Origin of the sequence: Micromonospora sp. NPDC049891, from assembly GCF_040660295.1 — a bacterium.
Taxonomy (GTDB): Bacteria; Actinomycetota; Actinomycetes; order Mycobacteriales; family Micromonosporaceae; genus Micromonospora.
The window spans coordinates 17924-37040 of sequence record NZ_JBFAML010000028.1 but is presented as its reverse complement, the minus strand read 5'-3'; the positions used below and the strand labels follow the sequence as shown (position 1 = coordinate 37040).

The 19117-nt window shown below is 70.5% G+C and carries 17 protein-coding genes and 1 tRNA gene; 8 read left to right on the top strand and 10 right to left on the bottom strand.

From position 1 onward, the window contains the following. Positions 1–5 precede the first annotated feature (5 nt). Entirely contained in the window at positions 6–1478 is a 1473-nt protein-coding gene (locus tag AB0I71_RS26710) for an MFS transporter (RefSeq protein ID WP_357589121.1), read from the top strand. 37 nt (positions 1479–1515) lie between these two features. On the opposite strand, the gene leuA is transcribed toward AB0I71_RS26710, so the two are convergent. The 3 genes from leuA to AB0I71_RS26695 form a co-directional block, all read right to left on the bottom strand. Further along, entirely contained in the window at positions 1516–3273 is a 1758-nt protein-coding gene (gene leuA, locus AB0I71_RS26705) for a 2-isopropylmalate synthase (protein WP_357589119.1), read from the bottom strand. 237 nt (positions 3274–3510) lie between these two features. After that, entirely contained in the window at positions 3511–4059 is a 549-nt protein-coding gene (locus AB0I71_RS26700) for a nitroreductase family protein (RefSeq protein WP_357589117.1), read from the bottom strand. Between the two features lie 84 nt (positions 4060–4143). Beyond that, the gene (locus AB0I71_RS26695) at positions 4144–4980 is read right to left on the bottom strand and encodes a hypothetical protein (protein WP_357589115.1); all 837 of its coding nucleotides are present in this window, start codon (positions 4978–4980) and stop codon (positions 4144–4146) included. Positions 4981–5202: 222 nt separating this feature from the next. On the opposite strand from AB0I71_RS26695, the gene AB0I71_RS26690 reads away from it, so the two are divergent. Both AB0I71_RS26690 and AB0I71_RS26685 read left to right on the top strand, forming a co-directional pair. Continuing rightward, the gene (locus AB0I71_RS26690; protein ID WP_357589113.1) at positions 5203–6468 is read left to right on the top strand and encodes an aspartate kinase; all 1266 of its coding nucleotides are present in this window, start codon (positions 5203–5205) and stop codon (positions 6466–6468) included. 5 nt (positions 6469–6473) lie between these two features. Then, positions 6474–7535: an aspartate-semialdehyde dehydrogenase gene (locus AB0I71_RS26685; RefSeq protein ID WP_357589111.1), complete on the top strand. Its 1062-nt coding sequence runs from the start codon at positions 6474–6476 to the stop codon at positions 7533–7535. 227 nt (positions 7536–7762) lie between these two features. Here AB0I71_RS26685 and AB0I71_RS26680 read toward each other — a convergent pair whose 3' ends face one another. Then, positions 7763–9181, bottom strand: a complete 1419-nt coding sequence (locus AB0I71_RS26680; protein WP_357589109.1) for a sensor domain-containing diguanylate cyclase — start codon at positions 9179–9181, stop codon at positions 7763–7765. Positions 9182–9369: 188 nt separating this feature from the next. On the opposite strand from AB0I71_RS26680, the gene AB0I71_RS26675 reads away from it, so the two are divergent. From AB0I71_RS26675 to AB0I71_RS26665, 3 genes are all read left to right on the top strand, one after another. After that, positions 9370–10149 (top strand): phosphodiesterase, encoded by a 780-nt coding sequence (locus AB0I71_RS26675; protein WP_357589107.1) that lies wholly within the window; start codon positions 9370–9372, stop codon positions 10147–10149. Between the two features lie 363 nt (positions 10150–10512). Beyond that, positions 10513–10971: a lamin tail domain-containing protein gene (locus AB0I71_RS26670; protein WP_357589105.1), complete on the top strand. Its 459-nt coding sequence runs from the start codon at positions 10513–10515 to the stop codon at positions 10969–10971. 119 nt (positions 10972–11090) lie between these two features. Further along, a complete protein-coding gene (locus tag AB0I71_RS26665; RefSeq protein ID WP_357589103.1) occupies positions 11091–11555 on the top strand; it encodes a hypothetical protein in 465 nt (154 codons plus the stop codon). Between the two features lie 38 nt (positions 11556–11593). On the opposite strand, the gene AB0I71_RS26660 is transcribed toward AB0I71_RS26665, so the two are convergent. The 3 genes from AB0I71_RS26660 to AB0I71_RS26650 form a co-directional block, all read right to left on the bottom strand. Continuing rightward, a complete protein-coding gene (locus tag AB0I71_RS26660) occupies positions 11594–11920 on the bottom strand; it encodes a hypothetical protein (RefSeq protein WP_357589101.1) in 327 nt (108 codons plus the stop codon). 154 nt (positions 11921–12074) lie between these two features. Next, positions 12075–12151: transfer RNA gene (locus tag AB0I71_RS26655), tRNA-Pro, on the bottom strand. A gap of 65 nt (positions 12152–12216) precedes the next feature. After that, on the bottom strand, positions 12217–13110 hold the full coding sequence (locus AB0I71_RS26650) for a metallophosphoesterase (RefSeq protein ID WP_357589099.1): 894 nt from the start codon (positions 13108–13110) through the stop codon (positions 12217–12219). Between the two features lie 25 nt (positions 13111–13135). Here AB0I71_RS26650 and AB0I71_RS26645 point away from each other — a divergent pair, with 25 nt between their 5' ends. Next, positions 13136–13591, top strand: a complete 456-nt coding sequence (locus AB0I71_RS26645) for a GatB/YqeY domain-containing protein (protein ID WP_357589097.1) — start codon at positions 13136–13138, stop codon at positions 13589–13591. A 111-nt stretch (positions 13592–13702) separates the two neighbouring features. On the opposite strand, the gene AB0I71_RS26640 is transcribed toward AB0I71_RS26645, so the two are convergent. After that, positions 13703–16162: a transglycosylase domain-containing protein gene (locus AB0I71_RS26640; RefSeq protein ID WP_357589095.1), complete on the bottom strand. Its 2460-nt coding sequence runs from the start codon at positions 16160–16162 to the stop codon at positions 13703–13705. A gap of 402 nt (positions 16163–16564) precedes the next feature. Here AB0I71_RS26640 and AB0I71_RS26635 point away from each other — a divergent pair, with 402 nt between their 5' ends. Then, a complete protein-coding gene (locus AB0I71_RS26635; protein WP_155214342.1) occupies positions 16565–16885 on the top strand; it encodes a WhiB family transcriptional regulator in 321 nt (106 codons plus the stop codon). Positions 16886–16931: 46 nt separating this feature from the next. Here AB0I71_RS26635 and AB0I71_RS26630 read toward each other — a convergent pair whose 3' ends face one another. Both AB0I71_RS26630 and AB0I71_RS26625 read right to left on the bottom strand, forming a co-directional pair. Continuing rightward, complete coding sequence (locus AB0I71_RS26630) at positions 16932–18083, bottom strand: ArsA-related P-loop ATPase (protein ID WP_357589092.1); 1152 nt, start codon at positions 18081–18083, stop codon at positions 16932–16934. Positions 18084–18136: 53 nt separating this feature from the next. Beyond that, the gene (locus tag AB0I71_RS26625) at positions 18137–19114 is read right to left on the bottom strand and encodes an ArsA-related P-loop ATPase (protein ID WP_357589090.1); all 978 of its coding nucleotides are present in this window, start codon (positions 19112–19114) and stop codon (positions 18137–18139) included. Between the last annotated feature and the right edge of the window lie 3 nt (positions 19115–19117).

Here is a 19117-nt window from a genome sequence, read left to right as displayed (position 1 = left end):
TAACCATGCCCGAACCCTCGTCCGCCCTCCGCCTGCGCAGCAGCGCCGGCCGGGGCACCCTGGCTGCCGCCGTGCTGGCCTCCGGCATGGTCTTCCTGGACAGCACCGTGGTCAACGTGGCGCTGCCCCGCCTCGGTGCCGAACTCGACGCGTCGGTGGCAGGTCTCCAGTGGACCATCAACGGCTACCTGTTGACGCTCGCCGCGTTCGTCCTGCTCGGTGGGGCGCTCGGGGACCGCTTCGGACGTCGACGGATATTTCTGCTCGGCATCGTCTGGTTCACCGCCGCCTCCGTACTCTGCGGGCTGGCCCTGCGAACCGACTGGCTGGTGGCCGCACGGTTCCTCCAGGGTGCCGGGGGAGCGCTGCTCACCCCCGGTTCGCTGGCGTTGCTCCAGGCAAGCTTCCATCCCGACGACCGGGCGAAGACGATCGGAGCGTGGTCGGGACTGTCCGGCGTGTCCACCGCGCTCGGGCCGTTCATCGGCGGTTGGCTGATCGACGCGCTCTCCTGGCGGTGGATCTTCTTCCTGAACGTGCCGCTGGCGGTGCTCGTCGTGCTGGCGACGCTCCGCTGGGTACCGGAGAGCCGGGACGAGAACGCGTCCCGGAAACAGGGAACCCGCCAGTTCGACGTGGCCGGCGCGCTGCTCGGCGCACTCGCCCTGGCAGGTGTCACGTACGCCCTGGTCGACGCGCCCGGTCGGGGGCTGCACTCGCCGGCGGTGCTGGCGGCGGCTCTGGCCGGGGTGGTCGCCGCGGTGGCGTTCGTGTTCCTGGAGCGGCGTCGTGGGGAGACCGCGATGCTGCCCACCGGCCTGTTCCGCAGCCGGTTGTTCTCGGTGCTGAACCTCTTCACCGTGCTGGTCTACGCCGCCCTCGGCGGGTTCACCTTCTTCATCGCCGTGTACCTGCAGAACGTGGTCGGCTGGTCGGCCCTGCTCACCGGCCTCGCGTTGCTGCCGATGACCCTGCTGCTGCTGGTCGGCTCGCCGCTCACCGGTGCGCTGTCGACGAGGATCGGGCCCCGGTTGCCGCTGACCGTCGGACCGGTGCTGGCCGCCGTCGGGCTGCTGATGCTGCGCGAGGTCGAGCCGGGGGCGTCGTACTGGCGGCAGGTGCTGCCCGGGGTGGCGATCTTTGGGGCCGGGCTGACCCTGGTCGTGGCGCCGCTGACCGCCTCGGTGCTGGCCGCGGTCAGCGACCGCTTCGCGGGAGTGGCGAGCGGCTTCAACAACGCCGCTTCGCGGGTCGGTGGGTTGCTCGCGGTGGCGGCCCTGCCGTTGTTGGTCGGGCTCACCGGCACCGGGTACGAACAACCGGCCGAACTCACCGCTGCGTACCGGGGCGCGCTGCTCTGGTGCGCCGGCCTGCTGCTGGCCGGCGCAGTGATCGCCGCCCTGCTGGTGCACCGTCCGGCGCGTCGGCCGCCACCGGCTCAGCCCTGCCACTCGCTGCCGGTCTCCACACCGAGATGAGGCAGGGCCCCGCCGGTGCGGGGCCCTGCCTGTCGTCTCAGCCCTGGGCGCGGTTGACGGCGCTGGTGACCGCCTTGATGGAGGCGGTGACGATGTTGGCGTCCATCCCGACACCCCAGACGGTGCGCCCCTGCACCTCGCACTCGACGTACGCGGCGGCCTGCGCGTCCCCACCGGAGGAGAGCGCGTGCTCGTGGTAGTCGAGCACGCGTACGCTCACGCCGGCCGAGCCGAGCGCGTTGACGTACGCGTCGATCGGACCGTTGCCGATCGCGGTGATCGAGCGGGACTCTCCGTCGGTGTGGACATGCGCGGTGATCTCGACCTTGCCGTCGGCGGTGCCGATCGCGTACTCGGACAGGGCCACCGAGGGGTCGCGCTGGTGGTCGAGCAGGTACTGCCCGGCGAAGATCTGCCACATGGTGGTCGGGTCGACCTCGCCGCCGTCGTGGTCGGTCACCTGCTGCACCACGCCGGAGAACTCGATCTGGAGCCGGCGGGGCAGATCGAGCTGATGCTCGGTCTTCATGATGTACGCGACGCCACCCTTGCCGGACTGCGAGTTGACCCGGATCACCGCCTCGTAGCTGCGGCCCAGGTCCTTCGGGTCGATCGGCAGGTACGGCACCGCCCAGGTGAACTCGTCGACCGGCACCCCGGCCGTCGCCGCGTCGGCCTCCAGCGCGGTGAACCCCTTGTTGATGGCGTCCTGGTGGGAGCCGGAGAAGGCGGTGTAGACCAGGTCGCCGGCGTACGGGTGACGCTCGTGGACGGGCAGCTGGTTGCAGTACTCGACGGCCCGTTTGATCTCGTCGATGTCGGAGAAGTCGATCATCGGGTCGATGCCCTGGGAGAACAGGTTCAGCCCCAGCGTCACCAGGTCGACGTTGCCGGTGCGCTCCCCGTTGCCGAACAGGCAGCCCTCGATCCGGTCGGCGCCGGCCAGCAGGCCCAGCTCGGCGGCGGCCACCCCGGTGCCCCGGTCGTTGTGCGGGTGCAGGCTCAGCACCAGGCTGTCGCGGCGCGGCAGGTGCCGGTGCATCCACTCGATCGAGTCGGCGTACACGTTCGGCATGGCCATCTCGACGGTGGCCGGCAGGTTGATGATCAGCTTGCGGTCCGGGGTGGGGTCGATCACCTCGATGACCTTCGCGCAGACCTCCAGCGCGTACTCCAGCTCGGTGCCGGTGTAGGACTCCGGCGAGTACTCGTAGAAGATCTCGGTGTCCGGGGTGTGGATCTCGGCGTACTTCTGGCAGAGCCGGGCGCCGCTGGTGGCGATGTCGGTGATGCCGTCGCGGTCCAGCCCGAACACCACCCGGCGTTGCAGGGTGGAGGTCGAGTTGTAGAAGTGCACGATCGCCCGGCGCGCCCCGCGCAGTGACTCGAAGGTGCGGTCGATCAGGTGCTCCCGGCACTGGGTCAGCACCTGGATGGTGACGTCCTCGGGGATCAGGTCCTGCTCGATCAGCTGTCGGACGAAGTCGTAGTCGGTCTGGCTGGCCGACGGGAAGCCGACCTCGATCTCCTTGTAACCCATCTGCACCAGGAGCTGGAACATCCGGCGCTTGCGCTCGGGCGACATCGGGTCGATCAGAGCCTGGTTGCCGTCCCGCAGGTCGACCGCGCACCAGCGCGGGGCGGTCTCGACGTGTCGGGTCGGCCAGGCGCGGTCCGGCAGGTCGATCCGGAACTGCTGCCGGTACGGCTGGTACCGGGTGTACGGCATCCGGCTCGGGCGCTGCCGCGCGATCGGATCGGAGTCAATGTCGGTGGTGCCGGCTGGGTGAGCCATGGCGGAGTTCTCCCGTGGTCATGTGACGTCAGCAGTGGAGGTCGGCAGCGAGGCCGAGAAGAATCCGGGAAATGCTGGCGGCGCGGTTCGACTCCGCGACGAGGTGCCGGCCGTCAGGCCTCGTCGCGGCAACCAAGGAGAAGGTGCGCCTGCCACATGACAGAGTGACCCTACGTGATGGGAGTCGGTTCTGGGAAGGCTCGTCCGGAATTTGGGATGAGACTCGCAGGGGCGTCCTCAGACCGCGTGGTTCGAGCAGCTCAGGACCAGTTCGGCAAGTGGCTGGCGGCGGCGCAGCGAGGTCTCGCGGACCAGCAGGTCGGCCGGGAGGCTGAACGGATCACCGAGTTGGCCGACCGCCGCCACCACGCACGGTCGCACGTCGGCGGGCAGGTCGAGGTCGGCGACCAGGCCGGGGTGGTCGAGATCGGTCACCTGGCGCACGTGCAGCCCCAGCGCGGTGGCCTGCACGGTCAGGTGGGCCACCGCCTGGCCCAGGTCGTACGCCGCGAACGGGTTGCCGGTGGCGTGGGAGGCGGCGAGCAGCAGGACGCTCGCCCTCCCGGCCCACCGCTGCTCGGTGGTCGGCAGGTTGACCAGGATCCGTTTGAAGGTCTCGTCGTCGCGGTGCCCGACGGCGAACCGCCAGGGCTGCCGGTTGTCGACCGAGGGTGCCCACCGGGCCGCCTCCAGCAGGGTCGTCACCTCGGTCGGGGTCAACTCCGCGATCGGGTCGAAGGAGCGGGGACTCCAGCGGAAGGCGAGCAGCGGAGTGAGGTCGGTCATGCGCAGAGCGTCCCGTATGGGCGTTTTGACCGACCGACCGGGTCGGACAAATGTGGTCAAGGACACCCGTAACGGGATCAACCCTCAGGGCGTTCCCGCGTGCTCATCCGTACCGGCCGGGTCCGTGCCGGCACCCGCCGAATCCGGGCCGGTGGGCGTGGACGGGTCCACGGAGGGCGGCGCTTCCAGGCCCAACGGTTCCCCGTCGACCACCGGACCGGGCAGTTGCACAGTGCCCGGAGCCGGCTCAGGTGGGGCGGCCAACGTCAGCGTGCCGATCGCCGTCCGTACCGCGGTCGGAGTGCCGTCGGCGTCGAAGCAGTAGATGCCGACGTCCAGTGGCGGGTTTATCGACGCTGCGGTGGTCTCCACCGAGTAACAGCTGCCGGTCGCCTCGGCAGGTGCCATGGCCGGCGACACCGACAGTGGGGCGCGCCGGTCGGTCAGCACGTCCAGCCAGTCGGTGAACGGGTGCTGTACCCGGGGATCCAGTCGGCGCGGCAGCGTGTCGTCCCGCTCACCGAGGCGGACGCAGCTCGCCGGCTCCGGTCTGCTGGCCGACGGCAGCCCGCACTGGAACAACCCGTCCGGAATGGCGGCCAGGGTGATGTCGGTGGTGCCGCCGAGCGCGCCGCCCGGCACGTCCACCCGCCAGCTGCCGTCGTTCGCGCTGGTGAAGACGATCAGGCGGTCGGCGGCCCCGTCCACCCGCAAGGTGTACCGGGCGACCAGGTGTCGGTCCTGAGCGGCGGCCGCGAGGGCCGCCAGCTCGTCCCGGGCCGCGTCCGGACCGGCCGGGCGTGGCGCGGCGGTCGGGGGTGGCGAAGGGTCGGTGGGCGGGTCGGTCGAGCAGGCGGCGAGCAGGGCGGGCACGGCGAGCGCGACGGTCAGGCGGCGGATCGGGTGATGGGCGGCGGGCACCCGGTCATTCTGGGTGTTGGGCAGGGTTCGGGACAGCCCCGGAAAGGCTGGCGTTTCCGGCGTGTCGCAGGCCACTGGCACCGTGCCCGGGGGCCGGATCGTGGGATCACCTGACCCGGCGGTCAGAGCCGCCCGATACCCTGAGGTCGTCCGACCCGCGCCGCCGGCCCCGGTGCCGGCGGCGTCGGCACGCTCAGGGCAACCGGGAGGGAGTGCGCCGTCGTGGCACTCGTGGTGCAGAAGTACGGCGGGTCCTCCGTCGCCAACGCCGAGCGGATCAAGCGGGTGGCGGAGCGCATCGTCGCGGCCCGCAAGGCCGGCGACGACGTGGTCGTGGTGGTCTCGGCGATGGGCGACACCACCGACGAACTGCTCGACCTGGCAAACCAGGTGAGCCCGTTGCCGCCCGGGCGGGAGCTGGACATGCTCCTCACCGCCGGCGAACGGATCTCCATGGCGCTGCTCGCCATGGCGATCCACAACCTGGGATACGAAGCCCGCTCGTTCACCGGCTCCCAGGCCGGCGTGATCACCACGTCGGTGCACGGCCGGGCGCGGATCATCGACGTGACCCCGGGGCGCCTCAAGGGCGCACTCGACGAGGGCGCGGTGGTCATCGTCGCCGGCTTCCAGGGCGTGTCGCAGGACACCAAGGACGTCACCACCCTCGGGCGGGGTGGTTCGGACACCACAGCGGTGGCGCTGGCGGCGGCGCTGCGCGCGGACGTCTGCGAGATCTACACCGACGTGGACGGGGTGTTCACCGCCGATCCGCGGATCGTGCCGAACGCCCGGCACATCAGGCAGATCACCTACGAGGAGATGCTGGAGCTGGCCGCCTGCGGCGCCAAGGTCCTGCACCTGCGTAGCGTGGAGTACGCCCGGCGGGCCGGGCTGCCGATCCATGTCCGTTCGTCATACTCGACAAACACCGGCACCATGGTCACCGGATCGATGGAGGAGCTCTCTGTGGAGCAGGCACTGATCACCGGGGTCGCCCACGACCGCAGCGAGGCCAAGATCACCATTGTCGGGGTGCCCGACGAGCCGGGTGCCGCCGCGAGCATCTTCGACACCGTCGCGGGTGCCGAGATCAACATCGACATGATCGTGCAGAACGTCTCCACCGAGGGCACCGGCCGTACGGACATCTCCTTCACGCTGCCGAAGACCGACGGTCCGACCGCGATGGCCGCCCTGAGCAAGATCCAGGAGACGGTGAACTTCAAGGGCCTGCTCTACGACGACCACGTCGGCAAGGTCTCCCTGATCGGTGCGGGGATGCGGTCGCACCCCGGGGTGGCCGCCGGCTTCTTCGCCGCGCTGGGCCAGGCCGGTGTGAACATCGAGATGATCTCCACCTCGGAGATCCGCGTTTCGGTGGTCTGCCGGGACACCGACCTCGACGCGGCGGTCCGTGCCATCCACGAGGCCTTCGACCTTGGCGGCGACACCGAAGCCGTGGTGTACGCGGGGACGGGGCGGTAGCGCGGGTGGCCGGGCTGCCCACCCTGGCCGTGGTCGGGGCGACGGGGGCCGTCGGCACCGTGATGTGTGAGCTGCTCACCGGGCGGCGCAACGTCTGGGGCGAGATCCGGCTGCTGGCCTCCGAACGGTCCGCCGGCCGCAAGGTCCGCTGCCGGGGCGAGGAACTGACCGTCCAGGTCCTCACCGAGGAGGCGCTCGACGGCGTCGACGTGGCGATGTTCGACGTACCGGACGAGGTCGCCGCCCACTGGGCACCCGTCGCGGTCGGTCGGGGCGCCATCGTGGTGGACAACTCGGGTGCCTTCCGGATGGATCCCGACGTGCCGCTGGTGGTGCCCGAGATCAATCCGGAGCAGTTGCGTAACCGGCCCCGGGGCATCGTCGCCAACGCGAACTGCACCACCCTCGCGATGATCGTCGCGGTCGCCCCGCTGCACCGCGAGTACGGCCTGCGGGAACTGGTGCTGGCGTCGTACCAGGCGGTCTCCGGAGCCGGTCAGGGCGGCGCGGACGCACTGCACGACCAGTTGACCAAGGTGGCCGGTGACCGGCTGCTCGGTTCGCGTACCGGCGACGTGCGGCAGGCGGTCGGCGACGACCTCGGTCCGTTCCCCGCCCCGCTGGCGCTCAACGTGGTCCCCTGGGCGGGCTCGCTGGCCGACGGGGGTTGGTCGTCCGAGGAGATGAAGATGCGCAACGAGTCGCGCAAGATCCTCGGGTTGCGTGACCTAAAGGTCTCCGCCACCTGCGTACGGGTACCCGTGGTGACCGGCCACTCGGTCGCGGTGCACGCCGTCTTCGCCACCGAGATCGACGCCGAGGGGGCCCGTGGCGTGCTGCGCAACGCGCCCGGAGTGATCGTGGTCGACGATCCGGCGGCCGGCGAGTTCCCGATGCCGATCGACGCGGTGGGCACCGACCCCTCCTGGGTCGGGCGGATCCGCCGCGCCGTCGACGACCCTCGGGCCCTGGACTTCTTCGTCACCGGCGACAACCTCCGCAAGGGCGCCGCCCTCAACACCGCCCAGATCGCCGAACTCCTCGCCAAAGACCTCACCCACCCCTGACCCACCCACCGCCCACCCACCCGCCCCCACCCACCCGCCCCCACCCACCCCCGCCCACCCCGCCCACCCCCGCCCGCCCCCGCGCCCGCCCGCGTTGATCAAGAAGTTTTCGTCGGCCGAGAGCGTTCTCCACGACCCAAACTTCTTGATCGCCGGGGCGCAGCTGGGGCGGGGCGCCGCCGGGGCGCAGCCGGGGTGGGGCGGGGCGCGGGCGGGGCGGGGTGGGGTTAGGCGGCGGAGAGGTGGACGCCGTCGCGGCCCTGTCGTTTGACCGCGTAGAGGGCCTGATCGGCGCGACGCAGGGCGAGTTCGGGTGACTCGCCGGGGCGGGGGAGGGCCACTCCGACGCTGATCGTGCGGCCCACCCGGCGAGCCGCCTCGGTGAGCCGTTCCGCGACGCGTACCGCCTCCTCGGGGCGGCTCACCTCGATCACTGCGACGAACTCGTCGCCGCCGATCCGGTACAACTCGTCGCCCTGGCGCAGCGCATCCTCCAACGCCCGGGCGAGCCCGATCAGCACCTGATCGCCCGCCTGGTGGCCGTACGTGTCGTTGACGGTCTTGAAACCGTCCACGTCGATCGCCAGCAGGGCGGTGCGGCCGGGGGTCACGGTGGCGATCCGCTGCCCGAACGGGCCGGTGTGTCGCAGCCCGGTCAGCGGGTCGGAGCTGGCCTGCTCGCGTAGCCGATCCAGGGTGCGTAGCCGGTCCAGGCAGCTCCACGCCTGCCCGGCGAGCAGTTCCAGCAGGTTGACGGTGGTCGGGTCCGGCCGCAGCAGCCGCTCGTCGGCGACCAGCAGCACCCCGCCGCGCTCCGGCGGCCCGAACGGCACCGCCACCAGGGTGCGTACGCCGGCCCGGACCAGTGGCTGGTGTTCGTCTGTCGGTGGATGGCCGGACTCGCCGAGGGTGTAGCCGGCCCCGTAGCGATGCGCCCGGTCGATGATGCGTGCGAGTGCCGGGGCAGCCAGCTCGGCCAGCTCGGCCCGCATCCGGGTCTCCAGGTCACCCGGGGCGACCGTCGGAGCGCCGAGTCGGGGGCCACCCCGGCCGCCGAGCAGCAGAACGGCCGCGGCGAGGGTCGACACGTCCCGGGCCGCCGCGATGGCGGCCGTCATGAGGTCCCACTCGGTGGTGGCGGCGGTCATCGCCGAGGCGTGCCGGAGCAGCTTCTCGCTGCGGCTCTCCGTCGGCCCACCGAGCGCCGAGATCCGGGCACCGAGGCGGGCGGCGACGCGTTCGGCGACCGCCCGCCACGAGGCGAGGTCGGCCGGACCGGTCCATTGCAGGTCGAGCACGCCGATGGCCCGGCCCGCCGGATTCAGCACCGGTACGCACAGCTCGGCGGTGACGTCGGGGCGTACCGGGATGTGCGCGGTGTCGGCGGCGACGTCCGGGACGACTGCGGAACGGCCACCGGAGTAGACCCGCCCGACGATTCCGGCGTCCGGCGCGACGGTGGCGAAGACCTGCCAGGATCCGGTGGCGGCGACGCAGCGGAGCCGGCCGTGCACGTGCAGCAGGACGGCGATGGTGGCGGGGGTGTACCGGGCGAGGGCGTCGACTGCCGCTTCGCAGACCTCGGCGACGGTCGACGCCATGGGCAGGCGGACCGTGACGTCACGGATGACTTTCTGGTGATCCACTCGCACGTCGTTCCAGGTCGGATCCGTTCCCGGTGGCGCCGGGTCGCGGATCAAGCGTACTCACGCGGAGCGGGGAGCCGGCTGTGGTCGTACACATGTGCTATCCACAGGGTGTGGACGCGGCCTGTGGGGCCACGCGCGGCGCGCGGCGACGATAGCGTTGGAATCTCCCGTCGAGTGGAGGCCCGATGCTCATCGCCCACCTCAGCGATCCGCACCTGACCACCGGCGTCCTCGGTGCCGAGCCGGCTGCCGGCCTGCACCGGGCGCTCGGCCGGGTGCTGGCGCTGAACCCCCGGCCCGACTGCGTGGTCATCACCGGAGACCTGGCCGATCACGGTCGCCCCGACGAGTACGCCGTGCTGCGCGAGGTGCTCGGGCGGTTTCCGTTGCCGGTGCACCTGGTCACCGGCAACCACGACGACCGGGAGTCGCTGCTCGACGCCTTCGGCGGCACACCCTGGCTGGGCGGCGGGTTCTCCGCGCACTACCAGGTCGACCACCCCGGGGCGACAGTGGTCGTGCTCGACTCCCTCGTCCCCGGCTCGGACGGAGGGCGGCTCGGCGAGGAGCAGCTCGCCTGGTTGGACGAGGCGCTGGGGGCACGCCCCGACGTGCCGGCCGTGGTCTGCCTGCATCACCCGCCGGTCGAGGTCGGCATCCCGATCGCCGACTCGATCCGGCTCGCCGACGGCGACGAGTTCGCCGAGGTGCTGCTCCGACACCCGCACGTGGTACGCGTCGCCGCGGGCCACCTGCACCGTCCGGTGACCGCGACCTTCGCCGGCACGGTGCTGTCGGTCGCCCCGAGCACCTGGCGGCAGACGACGCTGACCATGAGCGACGATGAGCGGATCGGGTGGGTCGCCGAGCCGACCGCCCTGCTGCTGCACGTGGTGTCAGGTTCGGGCTGCGTCACGCACACCGTTCAGGTGAGCCACACCGCCGGGATGACCTGCGGCTTCTGACCGGCTCCCCCGGGGCGGCAGATGGTCCGCGCAGGAGCGGGCGACAGCCCGTGCCCAATGGTCCGAAGTGGACGACGAAAGCGTGATCCTGGGCACCGGTTCGGGCGGCTGATCATGGTCGTGGGGCGAGTCCGATTGATCGGACCGGACGACTCCGGCGAGCCGGCGGGTGCGGCGGAAACGCCGGCCGGACGTGCCGCGGCCTCCGGCCGGATGCCCCGCAGCCGCCGGTCAGCCCTAATCGGTGGCAGGTCGTGGCTGAGTGTTCACTGTGGCGTGGCGCGTCGTTAGCCTCGCTCCGTCACGCGTCGGCGTGACACATCCGCGCCGAAACTCTGGCGCCGTTCCGTGGGGGTAACACGCATGACGAGAAGGCTCATCGGGCTCGTGGCCGCGTTCGCCGTGGCGGTGGGCGGTTCGCTCACCCTCGCCGCTCCGGCGCAGGCCGCCACCCCGGCCATCGAGATCACGAAGGTCTACTACGACTCGCCGGGCGCCGACAACCGTTCGAACTCCAGCTTGAACGCCGAGTACGTGAAGCTGACCAACCGGCGGGCCCGCACCATCAACCTGAAGAACTGGACCCTGCGCGACAAGGCCAACCACGTCTACAAGTTCAGCGGCGACTTCAAGCTCGGCAAGGGCAAGAGCGTCGTCATCCGTACCGGCAAGGGTAAGAACACGGCCGGTACCCGCTACTGGGGCTCGGGCAACTACATCTGGAACAACACCGGCGACACCGCGTACCTGCGCAACGCCAGCGGCAAGCAGATCGACAAGTGCGCCTGGACGAAGAAGGGCAAGGGCTACACGACCTGCTGACCGAGGGAGGGCCCGGGGCGACGAGGAACGACGCGGATCACTATCGTTGGTCCGCTGAGGTTGCCGGTGGTCGCTCCGGGCCGTCCGACTCGACAGCCCGGCAGGACAGAGGGGTTGTCGTGTTGAGGCGCGGTCTTGCGGTGCTGATGGTGGCCCTGCTGCTGAGTACGCCGGTGGTGACCGGATGGCTCGTCGGCGACCTGACCGGTGATGCGGCCCGGCGGCTCGCCGCCGAGGGAGAGTCGCTGGACTACGCGGTGGAGCCGGTCAGCCTGGGCGCGGTCGGCGACCGGGTGCTGGTGGTCGTGGCCAGCACGCTCATGGTGGTGTCGCTGGTGCTGTTGATCCGCGCCACCGTCACCCGCAAGGTCGATCCCCGCTGGTGGTTCGTGCTGGTGCCGCTGGTGCTCGCCGGCATGCTGACCGGTCTCGCCTGGCGGATCGTGACCGCCGGAGCGATAGGCGCGAACATCGGCGCCGGTCTGGTCGTCCTCGCCGGTGGCCCGGTGCTCCTGGTGCTCCTCGGTGTCGCCGCCGTACAGACAGCTCGGCTGCGCCGGGAGCATCACCGCCGGGTGGGCTGAGGCGCGAGCCTCAGCGTCGACAGGTCGAACCAGGGCCGTCAATCCAGCGGAGGTGGCAGGGGCGTTTCTCCGCTCAACGTCTTCGCCGCCAACTCGATGCGCTCAGGGTGGCAGGTGTCATCTCCGAGCGGGTGGCCGGCCACGTTGGTGCAGCGTTGGCCCGGCAGGGCCTCGCAGACGGGGCATCGCAGAAACAACCCGCCCGACGACACCACCTCGATGCCCTGGGCCAGAGCCGCTCTGCCGATCTTGACAATTGCCTGGTAGAGGCCCTCATCCTGGTAGCGTGCGGCGGCGTAGGCAACATCCCGCATGCCTTCCCAGAACCGTTCGCGGGCGTTCGGCTCGTCCACGTCGATGCGCATGAGCGGGCATCCCCGCCGGTCCACCGACAAAACCTGGCCGCGTCACGGGCCTCCGGCGACTCACCGCCACCGATCCATCAGGGGGGTCGATGGGCACCGCCGGACAACCGGAAACGACGAGGGGCACATCCAGTCACTGGATGTGCCCCTCACCTGGTCGGGGTGGCCGGATTCGAACCGACGACCTCTTCGTCCCGAACGAAGCGCGCTACCAAGCTGCGCCACACCCCGAGGCGTGCCGACAAATAGTAGCCCACCCGTCCCGGGGCTCAAACTCGGTACCCGGGTGCGGGCGGTCAGCGCGGGATCAGGGTGAGCAGGCTGGCCTCCGGCGGGCAGGCGAACCGGACCGGGGCGGTCGGATGGGTGCCGAGCCCGGCGGAGACGTGCAGCCAGGAATCCGATCCGGGCCAGCGGTGCAGACCCTTCGCCATTGACCGGGGCAGCCCGCAGTTGGTCACCAACGCCCCCACTCCCGGTACGCACACCTGGCCACCGTGGGTGTGCCCGGCGAGCAGCAGCCCGAAGCCGTCGGCGGCCATCTCGTCGAGCAGCGCCGGCTCGGGAGAGTGGGTGAGCGCGATGGAGAGGTCGGCGGCGGAGGAGATCGGACCGGCGACCGAGGCGTAGTCGTCCCGCTCGACGTGGGGGTCGTCCACGCCAACCATGTCGATCGCCCGGCCACCGGCCTTGACCGTGGTCCGCCGATTGTTCAGGTCGACCCAACCGGCCCCGGTGAGCACCTCCCGCAGTTCCTCGGAGGGCAGTTCGACCCCCTCGGTGTACTCCCGGTCGGGCAGGAAGTAGCTGAACGGGTTCTTCCAGACCGGCCCGGTGTAGTCGTTCGACCCGAACACGAACGCGCCCGGGTAGTCGAGCAGGGGTTGCAGCGCCCGTAGCACCCCCGGCACCGCGCCCGGATGCGCCATGTTGTCTCCGGTCACCACCACCAGGTCGGGGTCCACAGCGGCCAGCGAGGCGACCCACTGCTGCTTGCGTACCTGGTTGGGGGTCATGTGCAGGTCAGACAGGTGCAGCACGCGCAGCGGCTCGGTGCCGGTCGGCAGCACCGGCACGTCGAAGCGGCGGAGGGTGAACATGTTGCGCTCGACAAGGGAGGCGTACGCCAGGGCGGCGGCACCCGTCGCGACGGTCGCGGTCGCGAGCCGGAATAGTGTGCGCTTTCGCATGCCGATCAGGGTAGTTTGACCGTCCATGAGCACGCTGAAGGACCGCCTCACCGCCGACATGCGCGCCGCCCTCAAGGCCCGCGACGAGCTGACCACCTCCACCCTGCGCATGGCGCTGGCCGCCGTGGGCACTGCCGAGGTCTCCGGCAAGGCCAAGCGGGAACTCAGCGACGACGAGGTGGTGGCCGTGCTGACCAAGGAGGCCAAGAAGCGCCGGGAGGCCGCCACCGCCTTCGCCGACGCGGGCCGCACCGAGCAGGCCGCCAAGGAGGCCGCCGAGGGTGAGGTGTTGGACCGCTACCTGCCGAAACAGCTCTCCGACGCCGAGCTGACCGAGCTGGTCACGCAGGCGCTCGCCGCGGGCGGCTTCACCGGTAAGGCCCAGATGGGCCCGGCGATGAAGGCGGCCCAGGCCGCGGTGGCCGGCCAGGCCGAGGGAGGCCGGGTGGCCGCCGAGGTACGCCGTCAACTGGGCCTCTGAATCGCCCTGCCGCATACCGCCGCGTACGCCCTCTGGGGCGTTGACCGGAACATGAACGGGCGGGCACCCCTTCATCGGGGTGCCCGCCCGTTCTGGCGTCGCTGAGGCCGGTCAGCCGCCGGGTCGGTCCGGTGGACGGCCGGGGCTGCTGGGCGGACCGGAGGACGGACCGTTGCCCGGCCGGCCGTTGCCGCCACCGTCGTCGTTGCTGGCCTTACCGGCGCTGATCACGATCGTCACGATGCCGCCCTTGATGGTGCGGCCGCTGGGGCTGGTGCCGGCGGCGGTGCCGGCGGGGCAGTCGGAGGTGACCCGGGTGCTGGAGACGATCGGTTCGAACCCGGCACCGGAGAGGCGGGACTTGGCCCGATCGACGTCCAGGCAGGAGACGCCCGGGATGGTGCGCTGATCGCCCAGGGAGATCTTCTTGCCGGGCGGGTCGAAGTCGATCCCCTTCTTGCCCTTCATGGCGGCCTTCAACGTCTGCCAGACCGGCGGGTTGATGCCGTCCGACGTCTTGTGCTTCATCTTGACGTTTGTCTGCGGCCAGTCCGGGTCAGCCAGGATGCCGGCCACCGCGTACTGCTTGGTCATCGCGACGAGCGAAGCGGTCTTCTCGGAGTCGGTGGTGCCGGACTTGCCGGCCACCGGCTTGCCGACGTTCCACTTCACCTCGGCGGCGGTGCGGCTGCCACCGCACTTGCTGGTGGAGGAGTTGTCACCGACCGGGCAGCGGGCTGCGTCCACGGCGGCGCGGGCCACCTCGGTGCTGAACCGCTTCTCGCAGCGCGGGTTGGCCACGTCCAGCTTGTTGCCGTCCAGGTCCCGGATCTCCTGCACCGGGATCGGTTCGCAGTACTTGCCGTCGGCGGCAAGCGTGGCGTACGAGTTGGCCAGCTCCAACGGGGTGACCTGCGAGACGCCCAGGGTGAACGCGCCCCACTGGTGCGCGGCCTCCTTGCTGTTGGCGAACTCCGCGTCCTTGCTCTGCCGGAACTGGATGCCGAGGCGCTTGGCCACGTCCACCACGTTCTCCGCGCCGACCTGCTGCTGCAACGGGACGAAGTACGTGTTGATCGAGGCGGAGAAGGCGCTCCACATGTTCTGCACGCCGCCGGCCTTCAGGCCGGAGTTGGTCGGGCAGTAGAAGTGCGTGCCCTCGCAGGCGGCGGGGTTGCCCCGGTCGATGATGTATTCCGACTTGAACTGCTGCGGCGCGTTGAAGGTGTAGCTGAGCGGGATGCCCTTCTCCAGCGCGGCCACGATCGTGTACATCTTGAAGACCGAGCCGGCCTGGTACCCGGTGATGCCGTCCCCACCGGTCAGCAGCGGGTTGACCGTGTTCGGGTAGTTGCCCCGCTTGCCGTTCTTGCGTTGCTCAGGGTCGCTGTGCGGCTTGTTCTTCGGCTTGTCGGGGTTGTCGAGCTTGAAGTTCCGGTTGACCGACAGCGCCCGGACCCGGCCGGTGCCGGGCTCGATCACCGCGACCATCGCGGCCTCCTTGGCGGTCACCGGCTTGGCGTCGCGGACCGCCTTGTCGGCGCCGGTCTGGGCCTGCTTGTCCAGCGTCGTGATGATGGTGTAGCCGCCGCTCTTGAGTCGCCGCTCCCGGTCGTACGTGGTGGAGCCGAACGTCTCCTGCGACATCCACCAGCGGTAGAAGTAGTCGCAGAAGAAGCCCCAGGCGTTCTTGTTGGTGGCGACGCAGCCGTTCGGCGCGCGCTTGCCCTTGACCACCAGCTTGACGGCCTTGGCCTCCTCGGCCTGCTGCTGGGTGATGGCCCCGGTCTTGACCATGTTGTCGATGACGTAGTCGCGCCGAGCCACCGCGTGCGGGTAACCGTCCTTGGTGGTCGGGTCGAACGAGGTGGGCGCCTTCACCAGGCCGGCCAGCATGGCCGCCTCTTCGATCTTCAGGTCCTTCGGCGGCTTGTTGAAGTAGACCTGGCTGGCGGCGTAGATGCCGTACGCGCCGTTGCCGAAGGCGGCGAGGTTGAGGTAGCGCTCCAGGATCTCGTCCTTCGACATCTCCTTGTCGAGCTGGATCGCGTACCGCATCTCGCGCAACTTGCGGGCGCTGGTGTCCTCGGTCGCGGCGATAACGTCGGCCGGATGGGTGGCCGAGTACGCGATGCCCATCCGGACGTACTGCATGGTCAGCGTCGAGGCGCCCTGCCGGTCGGCACCGGTCTGGCTGTTGTTGACGAAGGCCCGGGCCACGCCGTTGAGGTCGACCCCGTTGTGGTTGTAGAAGTCGTGGTCCTCGGCGGCGATGATGGCGTCGCGCATGTTCTCCGAGATGTCGGCGAACTTCACGTCGCGCCGGTTCTCGTCGTACATGGTGGCCAGCGGTGTCTTGCCGTCGGAGGCGAGCAGATAACTGATCTGGGGTGCGCGGGCCACTGTGAGTTCCTTCGGCAGCGCGCCGAAGGTCTCCGCGCCGGCCTTCGCGGCCAGGCCCGACATCGCCACCGCGGGGAAAGCCGCAGCGGCAACCACCACACCGGCCAACAGCCCACAGATGAGCAGCGATGCGGCGTTGGTCAGGACGTTGTGGTCACGTTTCCGCATCCAGGTCACCTCGACAGGGTACGCGAACAGGTAACGAGGGGCGCTGGGGCGTCTTTTCCCCATTTCCTGCGCGCGCCGTCCTCGTTGTGCTAGACGCGTGGCACCGGATGTCCGGTTGCGTGGATCCGAGCCGAGTTTCCTCCTCGCGGAGGTGGCCCGCAGCGTTTTCGCGGACCTCGGTGGGGTAAGCGGCGGTCCCGAGCCCGAGAAGCCGGGAGTGTCCGGAATGATGGATTTCGCCGACAACGTTGCGTAATCGTGCGACTACAGAGCATGATGTAGGCGGCGACAGCGCCACATGTCGTCTGTGCCGCCTTGGGGTAAGGCGTGCCGGACGATCCGGGGGGATTGCCGGCTGGCCCGCGACGGCGTCGGTAGTACTGCAAGGGGGGACGTGTACAGATGGGCATGATCACTGACTGGCCGTCGTTGGCGGCGTGTCAGAACGGGGACCCGGACGCGTTGTTCGTACAGGGCGCCGAACAGAACGTGGCCAAGCGGATCTGCCGGAGCTGCCCAGTCCGGTACGAGTGCCTGGCCGACGCGCTGGACAACCGGATCGAGTTCGGCGTGTGGGGTGGCATGACCGAACGGGAACGTCGCGCGCTGCTGCGTCGCCACCCCCAGGTCACCAGCTGGCGCAAGATGTTCGAGGCGGCGATGAAGAAGAACGCCAAGGACAAGGCCGGCAAGGACAAGATCCTGGCCGCGGCCGGCAACTGAACAACCGGCACGGTCGGTCGCGGCTCCCCGCCGCACCGACCGTCGGTCAGGAGCGGCTGATCGCCGCTGCGATCGTCCGTAGCCCGTCGACGTCATGCACGTCGGCGGGCTGCGCCGTCACCGAGACGGCCGGCACCTGCGGAAACGCCTCGGTGAACCGCGCTGCCACCTGCTGCTCACGGATCGCCTGCTCGGCCAGGGCCGCGTGTGCCCGCAGCACCTCGACGGTGCCCTCGTGGCCTCCGGCCGTAGCCAGCCGGTCAGCGGCGGCGCGACTCTCCGCCGCGCCCAGCTCGGCCACCGTCGGCTGGTGCACCCGGTTGAGTACCAGGCCGGCGAGCGGCATCTTCTCCGCGCCGAGTCGGCCGGCGAAATAGGCGGCCTCCCGGACCGCGTCCGGCTCCGGCGCCGCGACCAGCAGGAAGGCCGTCTCCCGCGCCTGGAGGATGCGGTACGTCTGCTCGGCGCGCTGCCGGAACCCGCCGAACATCGAGTCGAGCGCGGCGACGAAGCCGGACAGGTCGGTGAGCAACTGGGTGCCGATCACCTTCTGCACCACCCGGGAGAACATCCCGAAGGAGGCAGTGACCAGGCTGAACATGCTGCGACCACCGGTTCGTGCCGGAGCCAGCAGCAGCCGGAGCATCCGCCCGTCGAGGAACCGGGACAGCCGGGCCGGCGCGTCGAGGAAATCGAGCGCCGAGCGCGACGGAGGAGTGTCCACCACGATCAGGTCCCACTCACCCCGCGCGTGCAACTGGCCGAGCTTCTCCATCGCCATGTACTCCTGTGTGCCGGCGAAGGTGGAACTCATGGCCTGGTAGAAGGGGTTGGCGAAGATCTCCGCCGCCTTCGCCGGATCGGTGTGCGCCAGCACCACGTCGTCGAAGGTGCGCTTCATGTCGAGCATCATGGCGTGCAATTCGCCGCCGCTGTCCTCGACGTCGATCCCCTTGACCTGCCGGGGTGTGTTGTCCAGCTCGGTCAGGCCGAGGGACTGGGCGAGCCGCCGCGCCGGGTCGATGGTGAGCACCACCGTGCGCCGGCCGTGCCGCTCGGCGGCGCGCAGCGCGAGCGCGGCGGCCGTGGTCGTCTTGCCCACCCCGCCCGCACCGCAGCAGACCACGATCCGTACTCCCGGGTCAGCCAGGATCCGGTCGACATCCAGCGGCGGCGCGGCGTTGTCGGAAGGCACCAAGCGAGCGTATCGGGCTGACCGGCTCCGCGCGCCAGGCCGAGGTGAGGTGTGAGTCAATCGCCCTGAATGAGCGCGGCGGCGAGCACCTCCAGGCCGGCGCGGTTCACCCCGTCGGGCAGCAGCGGCAGTTCGACAAGGGGCACGCCGAGTTCCACCAGATCGGTGCGGAGCGAGTCCTCCAACTCCCGGCGGATCATCAGGTCGCGCGCCTCGTCGTGCAGCCCGGCGACGATCCGCTCGCCGGTCGGCAGCCCCGCCGCCCGCAGGCCACGCGCCAACTCCGCCTCGGTGACCAGCCGTCCGGTCGGCAGCGGTGCCCGGGTCCCGTTGACGATCACCCGGCCCACCCCGAAACCCAGCGAGGTCAGCTCGGCGATCGCGTCGACGGTCTCCTGTACCGGCATCTCCTCCAGCAGGGTCACCACGTGCACGGCCGTCATCGGTGAGCGCAGCAGTGCGGAGACTCCCTCGCTCTGCGTCTTGATCGGCCCCACCTTGGCCAACCGGGCGGTCTCGGCGGTGACGTTCAGGAACCGCCCGATCCGGCCGGTGGGCGGCGCGTCAAGCACCACCGCGTCGTACACCCGCCGCTTGTCGACGGTGCGGGTGGTGGCCTCCTTGACCTTGCCGGTGAGCAGCACGTCGCGCAGGCCGGGAGCGATGGTGGTGGCGAAGTCGATAGCTCCGAACTTGCGTAGCGCCCGGCCGGCCGCACCGAGCTTGTAGAACATGTCGAGGTATTCGAGCAGCGCCTCCTCGGCGTCCACCGCGAGTGCCGACACCTCGCCCCCACCGGGGGCGTCGGCCAGGTGTCGTTCGGCGTACGGCAGCGGTTCGGTGCCGAAGAGCTGGGCGATGCCCTGCCGCCCCTCCACCTCCACCAGCAGGGTGCGTCGACCACCGGCGGCCAGGCCAAGGGCCAGCGCGGCGGCCACGCTGGTCTTGCCCGTGCCCCCCTTGCCGGTCACCACGTGCAGGCGGGCGGGCCAGTCGATGACGGCCCGCTCAGTCGGTCGCTGCGCTGCTCCCACCCG